The sequence below is a fragment of the Bifidobacterium choerinum genome (assembly GCF_002761235.1).
In the GTDB taxonomy this organism is placed as follows: Bacteria; Actinomycetota; Actinomycetes; order Actinomycetales; family Bifidobacteriaceae; genus Bifidobacterium; species Bifidobacterium choerinum.
This window is the reverse complement of record NZ_CP018044.1, coordinates 1,365,552-1,383,979: the sequence shown is the minus strand read 5'-3', so window position 1 is coordinate 1,383,979 and position 18,428 is coordinate 1,365,552. Positions and strand designations below refer to the sequence as shown.

Sequence of the window (18,428 nt, the reverse complement as noted above, 5' to 3'; positions counted from 1 at the left end):
TGGCGGCATGACGCATCGATGCCGCCGAATTCACGGTCAAGCACTACCCCGCCCCGCCTCGGCGCCGCGACTGAGCATCCTCTCCGCGGTCCCGAGGCCCCATCTGCGAAGGACCTGCCGTTGCGGTGCCGGACACTGTCCTCTCCGCGCTCTCAAAGCCCTATCCGACAATATGTCGGATGCGGCAAGACCCATCCGACGTCCTCTCCGTCCCTCCCGAGGCCCTATCTGCGATTTTGGGGTGGGCGCTCTCGGAGACACCGCCTCCAACAACCTCCAAAGCTACCATATGCGAACAAAGGCGCTAAGAACAGCACATTTAACCGCCCGGTCTCCGGAACACCCCACCCCAAAATCGCAGATAGGCCACAACAACCCTCCACCGTCTTCACAGCAAAAAACAAGGCCGCACACCCAACCGGATGCGCGGCCTTGCATTCTCAATCTGCCGTATGTCGGATTACTTGGCCTGACGCTTGGCGGCGATCAGCCAGATCGCGCCGACGACGGCGACGATCGCGGCGACGAAGAACAGGTAGTAGCCGAAGCCCCAGCCGTAGTTGTCCGAAGAGATGACGCCGCGGTCACTGAAGTCCCAGTTCAGCACGAGGAACAGAATGAAGCCGATGATGCTGAACACCAGCGCCGGAATGCCCTTCGCGATGCATGCGAAGATCAGTGCGACAAGCGCCGCGACGGCGATGGCGATGACCATCACCATGATAATCGTCGCGACTTCCGAGCCTCCGGCGACGTCGTTCTTGAGCTTGTTGTAAAGCGTCACGAACTTGAACAATGACGGGTCGGCCAGTTCGCCGGCGCGCACGCCGTCGATCGTCTCATCGGCGAATTGGCGGTACGGCGAATCCTGCGGCGCTGAGGCGTACGGCAGGAAGATGCATAGCAGCATGAGCGCGTTGCCCGCGATCGCAATGATCTTCGGAATCGTCAGATTCCTGGTGGCTCCCTGATCGGACATGGTGTCCCCTTTCCTTTTCCTTATAACGGGGCGTATCACAGCCCCAAAATCTGCCTCTTCTTGAGGTTGAACTCTTCCTGCGTGAGGATGCCGGCGTCCAACAACTCCTTGAGACTCTTCAACGCATCCATCTGCTCCGACAACGACATCGCCGGCTGCCCGGACGACGCCTGCGAAGCCTCAGGCTGCGACGCCGGCGCAGCACCAGCCACAGCCGCCTGCTGCGCCACCTGCTGGCCCGGCATCGCCCCGGTCATCGGATTGACGCCCTGCGCGAAGCCCACACCGAGCATCATGCCGCCCATATCACCGAACCCGCTCTCCTGCACACCCTGTGCGATCTTCTGCTGCGCCGCGATGTTCGACGCCTGCTGCGAAACGTTCTCATACGCCGCAACATTCATACGATTCGCCGAATACTGCTTGACCAGCTCACGCGACTCCGGCGTGAACTCGATGCTCTCGATACCAATACCCGCCAGATGAATACCGAACCGCGACTCCCACGTACCCGCGTTGCCTTCGTCCGCCGCGATCGCCTGCGCGATGGCATTCGCCTGACTCGGCAGCTCGGAGATGCGGTATTCGTTCGACAGCGAGTTGAGCGCGACCGAGAACGACTGCATGAACTCGCTGAGCAGCTGCGACTTCATCTTCGGATCGTCGAAGCTGATGTAGTCGACGTTCGGCGGCACGAACTGCCGGATGAACGCGGTCGGATTCGTGATGCGCAGCGACATCATGCCGCGGGCGCGGATGTCCAGATCGGTGTCGTAGAACCTGTCGTGGTACATCAGCGGCGCCGGCGTGCCGAATTTGAGGCTGCGGATCTCACGCAGGTTGACGAAGGCGACGCGCTTGTTCGCCACCGGTTCGCCGCCGTACTTGAAGCGTTCGCCGATCTGCCCGAAGATCGACTTGCCGATGCCGTCGCCGGCGAACACGCTGTCGGTGCCGCCGGTGCGGTATTCGTAGCCGCCCGATTCGGTGATGATGTTCTCGATGCCCGACTGGTCGAAGATGAAGGCGGCCGTGTTCTCCGGCACGTAGATGCGCGATCCGTTGGAGATCACCGCATCCGAGTGCCGCGTGTTCGAGCCGCGGCCGCGATTCGTCTCCTGGTAGATGCCCGGCATCAGCGCCGCATGCTCGTCGAAGCGGTCCACGGTGATGATGTCGAGCCACTGATCGGCGAAGGTGCCGCCCAGTGCGCCGGTGAATGCCCTGATTAACGCCATAGCTGCCTACTTTCTGACTTGCTGGATCCCGTGGATGGTTAGAGCTGTTCGTTTCTGCCGCAATACTCGCAGTGGACCGACGTGCCTTCGGCACCATGCAGGGCGGCGCCGCAACCGAAGCAGGTCTTCGATACCGTCTTCGCGCTCTTCGGCTTCGTCAGGCCGCTCATGTTGAACGCCTCCGCCATTTCCTTGGTTGCTCCGGTCAGTGCGCTGGCGATGCCGCTGATGAAGGTCTTCGGCGCGCCGACGATGTCCTCGTCGCTGCCGGTGATCTCCTTGTTGATGCCGTTCGCCAGCTTCGAGAGGTCCGCATGCGAAGCCATGCGCAGCTCGATCTTCCCCTTGCGCAGCAGGATGTCGCATTGGTGGCTGTCGCCTTTGTCGATGATGAGCTGCGGCTTGCCGTTCACCACCTTGATGTCGCGCAACGACCACGAGAACGTATGGTCGATGTCCTTGCCGAACATCTTGATCTGCGTGTAGGTGAACACGAGACTCATATTGGTCAGCGTCAGTTCACCACGTTCGAAGCCCTTGAAATCGGGGCTCTCGCAGCCGACGCCGTCAAACTGCGCGATGATGCCCTCATTGGGCAGCAGATCGATGCTGTGCATCCTGTTCCTCCTCACTTCCCTGTGGAACGTGCTCTCTTCATTAGGGCCGCCGTACCAGGACGACCTCGCCCGTCACGCGTTGGCGGCCGTGTTCTTGTTGCCGTGCTTGACGACGATCATCCAGATCGATCCGGCGATGGCGGCGACGGCGGCGATGTAGAACAGATAGACGCCGAAGCCGAGGCTGTACTGACCATATGGCGTGAAACTCAGATTGAAATAGACGTAGGCGAGCGTCGCGATGATGGCGAAGACGAGCGTCGGGACGCCTTTCGCGGCGATGGCGAAGATGAGCGCGAGCACTGAGAAGACCGCGATGATGATGATCATGGCGAGGATGATCTCCGAGACGCCGATGCTCATACTCGTGAGTCGCTGCAGTTCCTTCCACCGTTCGGCGATCGTGAACGCGGTCATCGTGTCGTCGCTCGACGTGGCGTATGGAAGCGCCAGCGAGACGAGCATGACGATTGCTCCGATGATCGTGAGCGCGCGGGGACCTGCCAGTGATTTCTTGTTCATGATTGTTCCTTTGCCGGTGATCGGTGGCTGATTATTGGAGAAAGATGCCGCCGACCATGAACCGCAGCCGCATATCGTGCGACGTGACCATGGGCGACAGCGCCGGGTTGATTAATACGAATAGTTGATCTGGACGATCGTGCATGCGCATAGCAGCAGCACGGTGGCGGCGCAGGCGATTGCAATCGCGATGAGCACCAGGTTCCGTCCCGATACCTTGCCGCCGCGTCCGGTGACCGCGAAGCCCACGCCGCACACGACGAACATGAGGATGATGAGCATGAAGGTGCCGCTCCAGTTCGGACGCCATGCGTCGAAACTGGATATGGCGTCGATCAGTCCGATGCAGGCGACGACGACGGAGGCGATCGCCCATTTGGACCGCGGCCCTTGGTTGTCGGCCGTCACGAACTTCCAGAAACGGCGCTTCGCGATGACGTCGGCGGGAATGGCGGTGCTCTGCGCTGCCAGCTGTTCCGAGAGTTCCCGATACAGACGGCTATAGGCGGCGCCTTTGTCGTTCACGCCGATGGGCGCGTCGATGACGACCGCGCTGTGATCGCCGTCGGCGATCACATGCGCTTCGAATTCGTCATCGCCGTCGGGCAGGCGGAACCGCACGGCGTGCGCCGCATCATCGTTGCCGGCCACATCGAATCCCGCACTGTACTGCAACGTCTGCAGCAACGCGGCATAGGTCTGCGCCACCGATGATTGATAGCTCTGCCGCGCCAGGGACACGCGGGAGATCGCGGGATTCGACGTAGTCATGATGCATCCTTCAGATATCGGAACGTGGAGAAGAGGATCAGCTGACCGAGGCGAGGCGCTGGTTGACGCGGTTCATGACCTCGAGATAGTACTGCAGGTCGGCATCAGTCCACGACGACTGATCCATGTCATCGATTTTCTGCGTCATCTCCGAATACTCCTGCATCATCTTGAGGTAGTCGTTCATCATGCCGGCCTGGTTCGAGGACGAGTTGTACTTCTTCATGAAGTCGCAGTACTTGTTCATGTAGGACTCGTAGGAATCCATCGCCTCCTTGACGGACGGAGTCACGCCGCCGGCGTTCTGGTTCTGCGACTCCTGCTGCTTCTTCGTCTCTTCCTCCTGAGCCTTCTTTTCCTGCTCTGCGAGGCGCTTCTGCTCCTCTTCGGCCTTCTTGCGTTCCTCTTCAGCCTTCTTCTCTTCCTCAGCCTTCTTGACGGCTTCCTCTTCGACCTTCTTGGCAGCTTCTTCGTCGGCCTTCCGCTGCTTTTCCTTATCCGCATCCTCCTTGGAATCGATGGAGATGCTCATCGTGTCTTCGTTGGGATTATGCATCACGATGACACTGTCGCCTGCGGTATTCTTCGCACTGAACGTATCATCCGACTTGGCGAGGTCCACAGTGAAGCCCTTGGCACGTAGATCATTGGCATAGGATTCGAAATCGCTGGCCGTGACATCGCATACCGTGACGCTGTAGGACGCCGTAAATTCATAGACATCCATACCCCTGGTGGATTTCGGTGCGGGAATCTTGGTGGCGGCACCTGTCGTCGGCCAAGCGAAAGTCTTGCATCGGTCCTCGTCCTCCGCAGAAGACGACGAAGCATTTGACGGTGTAGTACTCGTCGTATGCGATTCATGCTTGCTGCCTCCGACGGCGCCGATCAGAGACAGCACCAGCGCAATGACAGCGATAGCAGCCGCAATGACCGTGATCATACGACCATGTTTCCTCCCCGGCTGTGTTTGCGAGAACGCCAACACACACAGCACAATAGGAACAATCGCGAAAACTACACATAGCCCAATTGGCGGATTTGTTGCCATAGCAAATAGACCGATAAGGAAATATACGGCGCTAACAATGAGTGCCGCGACCGCGACCGCGGACGTCTTTCCAGTATTCTTGTCAGTCAGCATCGCCGTGAACTTGTTCTTCGGCGCACGATGCGTCGTCGATGCCGTCTGGCCTTCGTCGGCAGCCGCATTCGCAGCGGGCGTCGTCGGGACAGTCGGCATTGCCTGCGTCGGCTGTTCCTGCGCGTTGAGCATGGTCGTCGTCGCAACCGGCATCGTCTGCGTCGTACCCTGCACCATCAGCTGGTCGCCGAGATCCTTGTAGAATTTCGCGATCTCCTGCTGTGCGGCATCCCCTGCTTCGACTGGTACCGTCACCTGCACGACGCCGGAGGAGGGATCGGTGCCCTCCGTCACCTTCGCGATAAACAGCCCATTGATGTTCGGAGTGCTGAATGTGACGGTCTTCGTCTGGTCATCCTTATGAATCAGATCAAAGACGGCGCTGAACTGCAGCATCTGCTCCAACGCGCCGTATACGTCCTGTGCCGAGGCCATATAGCTTTGCTGGTTTGACCGCGGATTTGCCCCCGGATTCGCTTCTGGCGTGGTCATGGTCAGCCTTCCCTTCATTTCCTCATCATGAATAAAAGTGTTTTGATTCTACTCCACTACTGCAAGCGAAATGCAGAAAACACATGTTTTTGTAGAGAAACCATGTAATTGTGATTCATGACATACATCGCACAAACAATGTGCAGATTTGATAATATATCACAAACATGTCACGACTGTCTACTTCCATAAGCATCTTCGCTTAATTAAACATGTCACTTCATCATGTATAGCATTCAGCCCTCCACATCGCAAGAACTTCACAATCAGTAAAATTTAGCATCATATGGCAGCAGAGAAAATATAGACTACAATCATACTATCTTCATTCTCTTAATTGCCAAATATTCTCACCCCTATCGCCTTCTTACCGAAAGTTGAAATTCAGCTTCCCCCTCAGATTGATGTCACCAGCAATAGGGATGTCGATCCGATCATCTCCACATCGTTTCATCCAACGACCATCCGGCACTTCGGATGATCGCATCCGACAAAATTGGACTCCGTAATCACGACGTTGAACATACTACCTCCGTCAAGTTCGACGACGACGCCATCGCGACCGCAAACCGAGCCTCACCTCGAAGGATCACCGGACGAGCCGTGTACACTCAGCTCCCCAGAACGGAGACAGGCAACCGATTCGAGCAGACCTGAAATCCGACCTGACCAACTCAGTCCACAGTAGCCAACGATCGTTGCGCCGCACTCGAGCTCGAACACCTGCATCCCCACCTCAAACCGACGGATACGGAGGGAATGGACGGGATCGACCTTCTGCGGCGAGCCCCGCCCATCGCCTCGTTCATCCGGCCAATGGCCGCATGTCACTGCGCCTTGAACTGGGTTGTCTTCTTCTGGAAGCGCTCAATCGCCTTCGTGAAGTCGAACTCATCATCCCAGATTTCCGAGTTCACGTCCGAATACAGCGTATAGACAGCCGATTTCATATCCGACCATGTGGAATAGAAATCAGACTTGGAATCAGACCAAGCCTTGTACGCCTCGCTACGGAGATCCGACCATTCCGAATACTCCATATTCTCCGGTTTGTCATCAAGAAGACCGTCATAATATTTATCATACACATCTTCATAAGCAGTATCATAAATATCATCATAATAATCTTCAAACGCGTCCTCGTACACGGCCTTATAGAAATCATCAAGCAGAGCATCCGCATCAAGATATTTATCCGACGTGGCTTTCTGTGACAATGTCTGCATATACTTCACGGCACCATCGCTTACCTTGTTATACAACGCATCCGTCTCGCTAGACACAAAAGCATACCAATCCGTCAGCGCCGACTTATTTGTCTTATACGAATCGATGGTGTCGCCAATCTTCGCCTCGGTTTCCGTCATCTTGGCAGTAATGGCCGCTGAACTCGACTGGAAGTCCTTTTCAATTTCCGCCGTGATTTCTTCAAGGCCGCTGGCCGTACCAGCCTGATTTTGAGTTTCATCATTGGCAGGCGTCTGCGTCTCTGACGGCTTATTCTCCGACTTGGTATCCACCTTGTTATCCGAGGAATCCGATGTCGCCCCACCGCTGCTCATTGACGATGATGCCTTAGACGGTTGACTGGTTCCAGCTTTCGGAACATTGACAAAGCCCAAAACAAGCGCCAATACGGACACCACCGCGGCAACTGCCGCAAGGATCCTAGACACCGTGTTTTTGTTGAGCGCAAACGCTGCATAGAGAGCGAATCCAGAGAGCGCCAACGACACCAGACCAAGCACCCACACGAGCCAGGCACCGGTCTTCGGAGTGAGCACGATAAGCAGGATGAGCGCCACAACCGCCAACGCAAGTGCGCCGATAGCAGTGTACATCACCCAGCCCGCAGGCTTCTTCGGAGCATGCGCCCCGCCGCCGGTCCCCGCGCTCTGGGGGGCCCACGTCTGCTGACCGTCTGCGTTCTGCAGCGCCGCAGGATTCTGCTGTGCTGCGGCAGTCATCTGCTGCATCATCAGTTCGCGGTTCAGCTCCCCGAAGAAGACCATGGATTCCATCTGCATATTGGCGCCTGTCTGGCCCTGTGGCACAATCTGGACCACGGATCCACCCAATGGGTTTTCCATGACCTGCACCATATAGGTAGAGCCATCGCTACGCGAAGTGATATTCGCCGTCTTGATGACGTCATCGGCCATGTCGAGCGTAAAGCCCTGACTCTTCAGCAGCGCGTCCTTCATCGCTTGATAGACGACATCGGCGGACTGCGGGAACTGCTGTGACGGAATCTGCGGCATGGTCTGAGTCGGCATCGCCCGCGTCGGATCCACCCCCGACGTTGCCGCCATCGGCGCCGTCGGTTCCGTCATTTGCACAGGCTGCGTCGCATCTGTCTGCATGGAATCTACCGGAGTGTAATCGTTCTGCGGATCCGCTCCTGGGTTCACTTCTGGCGAGGTCATGGCTGACCTTCCCTTCTCTCGGAGACAGGGTGTGCGGATGCGTCGCCGCATCCGCACACCCGCTCATCTATCGGTCGTTCTGTTCTGGCGCGGAACTCCCCATAGAGACCGGCGCCGAGCTCCCGTCATCCGCCGTACGCGGACGACCCTCACCCGACGACGCCTCGCGTGCCGCCTCATCCAACTCTCGAACGCCGCGCAGAATCATGCTTGCCAACTGTGCGAACATATCTGCACTCCTTTCTGACGAGAGATGGTTCGCGACCGGCCTTCGGTCGCGTTGGGCTTGCGCCCTGTCATGCTTCTCGTCATCAAGGGGCATGTTTTATTCGCGAATCGCACTCCTTGCCTATCGCGACAATCGGCGGTTTTCCGGGGATATGACGAGTCCTCTGCCCTGTTGTTCCATTCTCGAAGCTTCGTCATATAGTGTCAATGACATAACATGTTATAAATAAGCGAATTAAGAGAAGGGAATTATGGTATGGATGATATAAACCAGACGAGGGCTGCCTGCTGGAGGCGCAGATTGCGCGAATGCCTGAACGAACGGGGTCTGACGCAGGTGGAGTTCGTCAGCGCACTCAACCGCACCTATCTGACAAGGTTCCATCAGAAGGACGTCAGTCGGTGGCTCAACACCGGCAACCAGACGGCCAACGGCGTCATCGGTTTTCCCAAATACGAAACGATGATGCTCATCGCCGATTTCTTCGGAGTCGACGTCGGCTACCTGACCGGCGAGACCAACGAGACGTCCTTCGATCTGGAGAAAGCCAGTTCCTATACCGGACTGAGCAGTGATTCCATACTCGCCATCCGGCGATGGATCGATGCACCCGACGGCGCTCCCGACGACGAACTGCGCAGCTGGCGCGCCGACACGATCGACCGCATGCTCTCCTCCAGCGACTTCGGCGAACTGGCGGCCAAAATGCTTACGTTGTACGAGATGTCCACAATCTGTTATTCCAGCCCCGAGCGATTCCAAAGCCTGATGCAATCGCTCGCCGCAAGCAGCGACCTGCCGGACAACCGGACCTTCCAATTGATCACCGGAGCATTCTACGGCATGGCGAACGAATCGTTCTCGTCATTGCTGAAGGACGCCTATCCGACCCCGACCGAGCAGCAATTCGAGTATTCCCTGAATACCGATTCCGCGGATGCATCGGATACGCAGGACGTTTCCGACAACGACGATCTCTGGTACGGCGCACTCTGAGATCCACCGGACAACACGCCACTCACCTATTCTCTGCATGATGCAGCCGCTGTAACGATGAGGCTCCGCGCCACGCCCACCGTCTCTCCCTTCTTCGAAACAGTATTATGAGGATAATTGAATTCGCAAAAGGTTCATAGCGGCAATGCAGCCGGCTCGACCTGCACGACATGGAAAGGGATGCCATGACCAACGAAATCGAAGTGTACGGCGACGACGACGGAATCATGCTGTTGGGCGATTCCGACGATATCCGGCAGGCCCTCGCCGAGCTCCAGATCGCAGAGGAGCAGACCGTGGACATCAATAATGCCGCAATATTGAAAAACGCGCAACGCGCCGCGAAGATGCTCCGGAAGATGCAGGAGCGCTCAGGGCGATGGGTGAAGCTCACCAAGGAATCCGCCGAAAAAGCACGCAAGCACGGTCTGCTGCGCAACAACGACACCGGCAATTTCATGGGAGTGATCGGCAAGGGCGGCAAAGGCGGCATCAAGGGCAACGTGCAGTTCGAGAAGATAGCCGGCGGCATTTCGCCGGAGAAACTGGCGAATGTCGAAATGCTGATGCTGACGATGGCGCTCGAGCAGACGATGAAGGAAATGACCGACTATCTCAAGCAGATCTACGCCAAGGTCGATCAGGTGCTGCGTCAGCAGAAGAACGCCGAACTGGCGAAATTCCTCAGCGTCGCCGGACTGGTGTCGGAGGCCGAAAACGAACTGCGGCATATCGGCGCCCTCTCCGACGCGACATGGGACCAACTGGGCAGCAGCGCCCAGACCGTGAACGAAGTACAGCAATATGCGCTGCTGCAACTCAAGGCCATCGCCGACAAGATCGTCGCGTCCACCAACGATACCCGATCCACGAAAGACGCCTTGACCAAGGCACGCCCCAGCATCGGAGAATGGTTGGCAGTCGCCGCGGATTGCCTGCGCCTGCGCGACCGCATCGACATGCTCAAGGTACAGCGGTTCATCGACGCCGACCTCGATCCGGAACTGCTCAGCAAGCATCGCTTCGTCATCGTGGACAATCGGCGCGCACGCTACCACTCGCTCACCGATGCGACCGCCAGACTGCAGCAGGCCATCAAGCAGGCGGTGCAGGGCAAGGACGACACGATGCGCGTCATCCTGCTGCCGATGGATGCGCCAGTCGTCATACGGGAAGGCAATGAGATCGCGGCCGCCCTCGCACGCTTCGACAAAGCGCTGGGCATGGAATACAAGACGCCGCATTATTCGGAGAAACAGTGGGATCAGGCGATGGGCGAAGTCGGGCAGAACATCGCGAACGGCACCGGGCAGCTGCTGTAGCAGACCGGCAACGCATTGGACGAAGGCGCCAAGCAGATCGGCAATGCCGCCAACGAGGCAGGCAACCAGATCAAGAAGGCGTTCAGCAACTTCCCGAAGCTGTGGTGAGGCTGCGCCTCGTCAACGTTTGCCGCATCGGCATCGGCATGTTATAAAGAAGCCCGCCTCGCGGACGATATGATTCATGGCATATCGTCCGCGAGGCGGGCTTCTTCAGATTCGCATATCACTGCAGCAAGCGATGTTTGCACTATCCCGTCGGCTTCTCCGCGAAGCCTCAGTTCAGGCTTCCTTGTCCTTGTCTTTATCGCCGCCCTGCTGGAACGTAAAATTCAACTTCGTCTCCGGACTGACGCTACTGACAATGGATGCATAGAACGACTTCGCCTGATCCTCGAGAATATCACGGTTCTTTTCGACGTACTCGTTCTTCGCCTTATCGGACAGAATCTCGTTGATCATATTGGCGGTATCGATCTGTTCGGTGCCGAAACTCAGCGCTCCGTTCTGCTCGACGATCGTCCGGTATTCCGGATGATCGTATCCGATGAATTTGAACTCGGGAATCGTGACATCGAACGTGTTATCACCGGCGGGTTTGATAACGACGTCTTTGCCGTCGAAGCCGAGCTTCGCGTCAAAGGAGTATTGAATGAACTGCGCACGCTCGGTGCCCGGAATCTCCATGTTGAAGAAATGGCTCTTATTCTCCCTCGACTTGACGCCGGTGATGCCCAGCCGAAGCAGCGACACTTCTTTGGTCTGCTCCATCGCACGAATCACCTGCGTATCCGTGGATTTAGAACTGGTCGAGAAGGGCGCCGGCACGCCGGGAATCGCTCCGCAGAACAGCGCAACGACCAACGCTCCCACCACAAGTCCGACAATGGCACCAATCCAAGCCTTTATCGACTTCATCGCGCTCACAACCTTTCATCATCACGTCATCATGTCGAGCTGCCACGATTGGTCGGGACCTTCATTGCAGGTGCCGCCATGGACGACGATTCACCTATCGGCGGCCATGCCGACAATCGCATCGAATGTTTCCTCTCAGCATAGTCACTGATTCCCAATCGACATCTCATTGTCTTCGTTTCCCGATGGTAACAGACCACTGGCGTCGGCGACGCGACGATATCATAAAACTCGTATCTTCCAGAATATACAACGGTTGAATACGCACATCATCCTGGCCCGATCCGCATATGTGCCCCCCCGAAGACGAGCGATGTCATCAATGATCATCACACCAGAAAAATCGGAATCCACTCATATAAAACGTACGAAAATGACATTATTGCCTATCCGTCATTCGCAGATTACAATCTATTAAGATTCCGCGACCACCCAGTACCATCTACTTCCCGCGCTGCAGGAACGCCGCCTTGACCAGGTCGACGATCATCTGACGCATGTCCTTGCCGCCGGCCTGCGCGGCCACGGTGATGCCGTTGACCTTGCCGATGAATCCTTCGCCGAACTGTTCCTCCATCAGATGGCGTGCCCATCCGAGGTCGTGCACGCTGCGTTTGCCGGAGTAGATCTCCTCGAACATGGCGACGGCGCCCTCGCCGAGCGCGGCGATGATGCTCGCGGCGACGATCGCGTTGATGACGCTCGCCGCGAGATCGATGCCCGGGATCGCCTTGATCGCGCTGATCGCCGAATGCGCGACGACGCCCGCCGTGCCCACCTGCACGACCTCATCGAAGAGCCGTTTGGCGTCCTCGTCCTTGTCGATCCCGTACAGTCTTGCCAATCCGTTCAGCTCGGCGAGTTCCAGCGGGGACAGGATCAGCGAGTCGGCGATCGGGATCGGCACGGCGCCCACGGTGGCGCCGGCCGCGACGCATGCGCCGATCAGTCCCTGCGCGAGCACGCGTTTGCGTGTCAGTTTGAAGTGCTGCAGGTCATGTGCGCCTCCGCGCAAGCCCTCGGGCATCGCCTGCATCGTCGCGTCGATGAGGTCGGCGATGCCTTCGGGCGCCGCGAAGGCCGTGTCGTTGATGACATAGGTCTGCGCGACGACCGGCACGATCGCGCGCAGGTTGCGCTCGATATGCGTCCCGTGGAACGCCTCCCGCACCATCGCGATGTTGCGTTCGCGATCCGGCTGCGAATACGATTTCGTGACGACGGCGATGATCGGCACCGATTTCCACATCCGCACGGCGTTCGCCAGGTTGCGGATCGTGTCAGGGAACAGCTTCGCCGCCGTGCCATCCACGCAGAACCAGATCACGTTGATGCGCGTGTTCTCGTTGCCTTCCTTCGCGCTCATCCGCGACCATTTGCGCACCGCATGCACGGCGCGCAGGCTCGCGATCGGCGACGGTTCAAAACCGATCGAATCGATGACGCGGAACGGCACCGACGGACTTGCGTAGATCGCGAGTTCCCCGGTCGTGCCGCGCGTGCCGAAGCTCGTCTTCGCGACGTCCTCGCCGATGACGGCGTTGATGAGCGTCGATTTGCCGACGCCCGAATTGCCCAGCACGAGCACGTTGCCTTTGGGTTCCAGCTGCCGTGACGGCGCGATGGGCCGCCCGTCGTTCACACCGCCGTTGTCGTATGCCATGCCGCCATCCTAACCGCGTCTGCCGCTTGCATGCCTATCATGTCCCACCGGCGGACGTCCGATCGGCTGATGCCGTCACTTCGTCTGCGTCGACGAGTCCTTCTGGTCATCCGTGCTCGAACCGGCGCCTCCGGTCAGCACCTTGCGCGACTCCTCGGCGGCCTTCTTGCGTTCCTCGGCCTGCTTCTTCGCCTCCTCCGCCGAGCGTGGCGTACGGACGAGCTCCGAGCCGGTGGCCTTCACCATCATGTCGTCGACGCGGTCGAGCATCGCGTCGAATTCCTTCTGCTGTTCGGGCGTGAGCTTCGTGTTCTCGACCGCCTCGATCTGTGCGAGGATGTCCTCCATCTGGCTGTTCCACTCGATGTATCCTTCGACCTCATCGGCGGGAATGCCCTCCTGGCTGTTGAGCAGCGTCGCGTAGTGCGCGTATTTCGTCATGAACTCCTCGTAGTTCTTCATGACCTGCTCGGGATCGGTCGTGGACGGCGCGACCTTCTCCTCCTTGCCGTCGGCGTCCTTGCCGTCGGATTCCTTGCTCTTGTCGTCCTTGTCCTCCGATGCCGCGCTCTGCGACGTGGAGGCGGCCGGCTTGGCTTCGGCCTCCGCATCGTCCTTCGCGTTGAGACGTAGCGCAACGATGACGCCGACGGCGATGAGCGCGGCGACGACGACGCCGACGATGGCGATGATCCAGATCTTCTTCGACTTCGACTGCTTCGGTTCTGTGGTTTCCATCCGGGCTCCTTGACCTCATCGACGACGGATGGCACCGTCGTCATCCATGCGCGCGGCCGACGCGCGGCACATCCATCGTTTGCATCACGATGGCTTTAATCCGTATTCCATCCTAACAAATCAGACGATGACAACGTCGGCCGACACCGCCGTTTCTTCGTGTTTTTCGACACAATCTTCACGCCCGCCGCGCTGCGTGCCTCCATCTCGCATTCGTCGACGACCGCTCATGCGTCGACGACGATCCGCACGATGTCCGCGCAGGATACTTCGCAGCGTCCATCGCCGCGCGCATCGATCGACGCATCCTGACTTCCGTCGATCGACAGCCGCCGCGCGGCGCCGTCATAGCCGCGCACCGCGCCGCGCACCGTCCTGTACTCGCCGACGTCGGCGCCGTCATGCTCCGCCACGAAATACGTCACCTCGACATGCGGCATGTCGTCGAGACGTGCGAGCAGCGCGGACAGACGTCGGTCGAGCTCCTCCCGCGCATCCTCCCCCAGTTCGGCGCGGCGCGCACGCGGGCGTGCGACGTCGTCGATGATCTCCTCGTATCCGGTGAGCGCCGCGAAGGGCATGAACTGCGCAGCCCGCTGCGCCGCCGGCATCGCCGGATGGATGCGCGAGCGGTGATGCGGCAGATCGACGATGTCGTCGTAGCGATGCGTGTGTTCGAGACTCATGCAGCGTGCCCTCCGATCTGCCGGTTGCGTTCGATGCCGGTCGCGCCGTCCTCGAGATTGAGGCCGGTGATCACAGCGTTGCCACCGAAGCGTTCCTTGACGCCGAGCAGCGCGCGCTGTACGGCGAGTTCGCGTGCGTCGCGGTCGGCGTCGCGGCGCACATCGCCGCGACCGCCATGGTCGTCGCCTCCGCGCGCACCGCTCGCACTCTGCCCGCCTACATCCCGCTCGCCTGCACCCCGTTCGCTCACGCTTCGTCCGTTTGAACGCTCCCCGTCCGCATGCCGTCCGCCCGTGCGCCGCCCATCCGCGCTGAGCTCATCCGGGCCCCGTTCATCCGCGGCGGCGAATAGATCCGGCTGCTCGTACCGTCCGGCACCCTCCGCATGCCCGTCCGCGACCGAACCATCCGCTCCGTCCGAGGCGATCTTCGATGCGCCGACGGTGACGCGCCGCACGAGCAGCCTTGGGTCGACGACGTGGTCGAAGATCCCGGCGAAGGCCTCGCGCAGCCGCGCCGCGTTCGCCGTCGCCGCCTCCATCCGATGCGAGCCGTGCGCGCTCTTCGGCACTCGCCGGCCGTAGCGGTCGACGTCGACCGGGCCCATATATCCGCCATCGTGCGCGCCGCCGAGGCTCGCGACGTCGTAGCCGACCGTCAGCGTGACATGGTCGGTCACATCGCCGTGTCCGAGCAGCTCGTAGGCGACATCGTCGGCCATCTCGAGCACGATCGTGCGCGCCCGCCGCCAGTCGTAGGGCTCGTGCAGCACCTGCCCGCAGCTCAGCGTCGATCGGGCCGGCCGGTAGCGTTTGATGTCGGCGATCGTGCACGGCTCCCAGCCCCATGCGTGGTCGATGAGCAGCTCCGCGTTGACGCCGAACAGCCGGTAGAGCAGCCCCTCGTTGTAGTAGTCGTTCACCGAACCGATCGAGCAGCGCGCGACGTCGCCCATCGTCATCAGCCCATGATGTTCGAGTGTGCGCGACACGCCGGGGCCGACGCGCCAGAAGTCGGTGAGCGGACGGTGCGCCCACAGCGAGCGCCGGTACGCCATCTCGTCGAGACGCGCGATGCGCACGCCGTCCGCGTCGGCCGGGACGTGCTTGGCGACGATGTCCATCGCGACCTTCGCCAGATACAGGTTCGTGCCGATGCCGGCCGTCGCCGTGATGCCGGTCTCGGCGGCGATCGCGGCGACGATGCGCCGCGCGAGCTCGTGCGCGTCGCAGCCGAAGTATCCCAGATACGACGTGGCGTCGATGAAGACCTCGTCGACCGAGTAGACGTGGATGTCCTTCGCGTCGGCGTAGCGCAGGTAGATGCCGTAGATGCGCGCGCTCGCCTCGAGGTAGTGCGCCATGCGCGGCTTCGCGACGATGAACTCCGCCTTGAGCGACGGGTCGGCCGCGAGCGCGGCCGCGCTTGACGATCCGCCGGTGAAGCGGCGTCCCGGTGCATGCAGCCGCCGTTCCTCGTTGACCTCGCGCATGCATTCCTCGACTTCGAACAGACGGGGACGCCCGCCGATGCCGAGCGCCTTGAGCGACGGCGAAACGGCGAGGCAGATCGTCTTGGACGTGCGCGAGCGGTCCGCGACGACCAGGTTGGCGTCGAGCGGATCGAGCCCGCGCTCCACGCATTCCTCGGATGCGTAGAACGACTTGAGGTCTATGGCGAGATAGCTGCGTGCGTCCATGCCCCCATTATCGAACAAACGTTCGAATATGTCGAGCCCGGCGCGCCGTGTCGGCGTCCCGCCATACAAACGCGGGGCGCAGCGTCGGTTCCGTTCCGGCGCCCCGCCCTGGGGACGCGACGATGCGCTAGGCGAATTCGCGCTCGCCGATCGCCGCGGAAGCGGAACTGCCACTCCACATCCGAACGGCCGCGTCGCACGCCCGTGTCCGGCATGTGAATGGGCGTGCGTCGCCGATTCGTTGCGATGACGCCGTTCTGGCAAAATCCGCGTTTCCCGATGTAGTCGACACTTGCTAGGGTTTATCTCGTAGCGAATCCCCTGTCTCCAGTTGTGGAAGGAGTTTTGGCTTGTCGGCTGAACTCGAAGAGATCCATGAGGAATGTGGCATTTTCGGCGTATGGGGACATCCCGATGCCGCGCGCCTCACCTACTTCGGATTACACGCATTGCAGCATCGCGGCCAGGAGGGAGCCGGCATCGTCTCCAACGACCACGGCCACCTCATCGGACACCGTGGGCTCGGCCTGCTCACCCAGGTGTTCCAAGACGAAAAGGACATCCAGCGGCTTCAGGGCGACGCCGCGATCGGCCACGTGAGGTACGCGACCGCCGGATCCGGCGGCATCGACAACATCCAGCCGTTCATCTTCCGCTTCCATGACGGCGACGTGGCGCTGTGCCACAACGGCAACCTGACGAACTGCTTCTCGCTGCGCCGCGCGCTCGAGGACGAGGGGGCGATCTTCCATTCGAACTCGGACACCGAAGTGCTCATGCATCTGGTCCGCCGTTCGGTGCGTGCGAAGATCACCGACAAGCTGCAGGAGGCGCTCAACACGATCCACGGCGGCTTCGCGTATCTGATCATGACCGAACATGAGATGATCGGCGCGCTCGACCCCAACGGATTCCGCCCGCTGTCCCTGGGCCGCATGTCCAACGGCGCCTACGTGCTCGCGTCCGAGACCTGCGCGCTCGACGTCGTCGGCGCCGAACGCATCCGCGACATCCAGCCGGGCGAGATGATCGTCATCGACGACTCCGGCTACCGCATCCACACGTACACGAGCCGCACGCAGCTGTCCATCTGCTCGATGGAGTACATCTACTTCGCGCGTCCCGACTCGGACATCTACGGCGTCAACGTGCATTCGGCACGCAAGCGCATGGGCGCGCGCCTCGCCCAGGAGTCGCCGGTCGACGCGGACATGGTCATCGGCGTGCCGAACTCGTCGCTATCGGCGGCCTCCGGCTACTCCGAGGAGGCGGGACTGCCCAACGAGATGGGCCTGATCAAGAACCAGTACGTCGCACGCACGTTCATCCAGCCGACGCAGGCGCTGCGCGAGCAGGGCGTGCGCATGAAGCTGTCCGCCGTCAAGTCGGTCGTCAAAGGCAAGAGGATCGTCGTCATCGACGATTCGATCGTGCGCGGCACGACGTCGAAGCGCATCGTGCAGCTGCTCAAGGAGGCCGGCGCCGCCGAGGTGCACATGCGCATCAGCTCGCCGCCGCTCAAATACCCGTGCTTCTACGGCATCGACATCTCGACGACGCAGGAGCTCATCGCCGCGAAGAAGTCGGTCGACGAGATCCGCGAGTTCATCGGCGCGGATTCCCTCGCCTTCCTCTCCCTCGACGGCCTGATCGAATCGATCGGCCTGAACGCGGACGCGCCGTACGGCGGCCTGTGCGTCGCCTACTTCAACGGCGACTACCCGACCGCGCTCGACGACTACGAGGCCGACTTCCTCGCCTCGCTGACGCCGGAGGACCGCGTCACATTGCCCGGATACAACGGCAGGAAGACGATGTACGAAGGCACCGAGTACACGATGCACCAGAAGCCCCTCGGCGAGCACGCCTCCGACGCGCCCACCGAATACATGGTCCCGAACATCTAGCGCATCCGATCCGTCCGGCCGGCTCCGCCCATGCGCAAAGCCGACCGGCCAAACCTCACCGAAAACCCCAACGAGACCCG

Annotated in this window: 15 protein-coding genes; 3 read left to right on the top strand and 12 right to left on the bottom strand. The window is 60.1% G+C overall.

Annotated features, from left to right (window positions below):
* Positions 1 to 460: 460 nt before the first annotated feature.
* The 7 genes from BcFMB_RS05535 to BcFMB_RS05505 all read right to left on the bottom strand — a co-directional run bounded on the left by BcFMB_RS05535 (position 461) and on the right by BcFMB_RS05505 (position 8,189).
* Positions 461 to 979 (bottom strand): hypothetical protein, encoded by a 519-nt coding sequence (locus BcFMB_RS05535; RefSeq protein WP_024540757.1) that lies wholly within the window; start codon positions 977 to 979, stop codon positions 461 to 463.
* A gap of 35 nt (positions 980 to 1,014) precedes the next feature.
* On the bottom strand, positions 1,015 to 2,217 hold the full coding sequence (locus BcFMB_RS05530; protein WP_099721240.1) for an SPFH domain-containing protein: 1,203 nt from the start codon (positions 2,215 to 2,217) through the stop codon (positions 1,015 to 1,017).
* A gap of 38 nt (positions 2,218 to 2,255) precedes the next feature.
* Positions 2,256 to 2,834 carry a hypothetical protein gene (locus BcFMB_RS05525; protein WP_024540755.1) on the bottom strand — a complete coding sequence of 193 codons (579 nt, stop codon included), beginning with the start codon at positions 2,832 to 2,834 and terminating at the stop codon, positions 2,256 to 2,258.
* A gap of 72 nt (positions 2,835 to 2,906) precedes the next feature.
* Positions 2,907 to 3,356 carry a hypothetical protein gene (locus BcFMB_RS05520; protein WP_024540754.1) on the bottom strand — a complete coding sequence of 150 codons (450 nt, stop codon included), beginning with the start codon at positions 3,354 to 3,356 and terminating at the stop codon, positions 2,907 to 2,909.
* 111 nt (positions 3,357 to 3,467) lie between these two features.
* Entirely contained in the window at positions 3,468 to 4,127 is a 660-nt protein-coding gene (locus BcFMB_RS05515) for a hypothetical protein (RefSeq protein WP_024540753.1), read from the bottom strand.
* A gap of 37 nt (positions 4,128 to 4,164) precedes the next feature.
* Complete coding sequence (locus tag BcFMB_RS05510) at positions 4,165 to 5,763, bottom strand: DUF6591 domain-containing protein (protein WP_099721734.1); 1,599 nt, start codon at positions 5,761 to 5,763, stop codon at positions 4,165 to 4,167.
* Positions 5,764 to 6,590: 827 nt separating this feature from the next.
* Positions 6,591 to 8,189 carry a hypothetical protein gene (locus BcFMB_RS05505; RefSeq protein ID WP_157775132.1) on the bottom strand — a complete coding sequence of 533 codons (1,599 nt, stop codon included), beginning with the start codon at positions 8,187 to 8,189 and terminating at the stop codon, positions 6,591 to 6,593.
* Positions 8,190 to 8,754: 565 nt separating this feature from the next.
* Here BcFMB_RS05505 and BcFMB_RS05500 point away from each other — a divergent pair.
* Positions 8,755 to 9,414 (top strand): XRE family transcriptional regulator, encoded by a 660-nt coding sequence (locus BcFMB_RS05500; RefSeq protein ID WP_232513756.1) that lies wholly within the window; start codon positions 8,755 to 8,757, stop codon positions 9,412 to 9,414.
* A gap of 185 nt (positions 9,415 to 9,599) precedes the next feature.
* Positions 9,600 to 10,736, top strand: coding sequence for a hypothetical protein (locus BcFMB_RS05495; RefSeq protein ID WP_099721238.1), 1,137 nt, complete (start codon positions 9,600 to 9,602; stop codon positions 10,734 to 10,736).
* Between the two features lie 282 nt (positions 10,737 to 11,018).
* On the opposite strand, the gene BcFMB_RS05490 is transcribed toward BcFMB_RS05495, so the two are convergent.
* The 5 genes from BcFMB_RS05490 to BcFMB_RS05470 all read right to left on the bottom strand — a co-directional run bounded on the left by BcFMB_RS05490 (position 11,019) and on the right by BcFMB_RS05470 (position 16,441).
* Positions 11,019 to 11,654, bottom strand: a complete 636-nt coding sequence (locus BcFMB_RS05490; RefSeq protein WP_232513911.1) for a hypothetical protein — start codon at positions 11,652 to 11,654, stop codon at positions 11,019 to 11,021.
* Positions 11,655 to 12,096: 442 nt separating this feature from the next.
* A complete protein-coding gene (locus BcFMB_RS05485) occupies positions 12,097 to 13,317 on the bottom strand; it encodes a GTP-binding DUF697 domain-containing protein (protein WP_099721237.1) in 1,221 nt (406 codons plus the stop codon).
* 75 nt (positions 13,318 to 13,392) lie between these two features.
* Positions 13,393 to 14,055, bottom strand: a complete 663-nt coding sequence (locus tag BcFMB_RS05480; protein ID WP_099721236.1) for a DUF6591 domain-containing protein — start codon at positions 14,053 to 14,055, stop codon at positions 13,393 to 13,395.
* 227 nt (positions 14,056 to 14,282) lie between these two features.
* On the bottom strand, positions 14,283 to 14,741 hold the full coding sequence (locus BcFMB_RS05475) for a hypothetical protein (protein WP_024540745.1): 459 nt from the start codon (positions 14,739 to 14,741) through the stop codon (positions 14,283 to 14,285).
* A complete protein-coding gene (locus BcFMB_RS05470) occupies positions 14,738 to 16,441 on the bottom strand; it encodes a Y-family DNA polymerase (protein WP_099721235.1) in 1,704 nt (567 codons plus the stop codon). The genes BcFMB_RS05475 and BcFMB_RS05470 overlap by 4 nt, the downstream gene beginning before the upstream one ends.
* A 350-nt stretch (positions 16,442 to 16,791) precedes the next feature.
* Between BcFMB_RS05470 and purF the strand changes: the two genes are divergently transcribed.
* Positions 16,792 to 18,348: an amidophosphoribosyltransferase gene (purF, locus tag BcFMB_RS05465; protein WP_024540743.1), complete on the top strand. Its 1,557-nt coding sequence runs from the start codon at positions 16,792 to 16,794 to the stop codon at positions 18,346 to 18,348.
* The last annotated feature ends 80 nt before the right edge of the window (positions 18,349 to 18,428 follow it).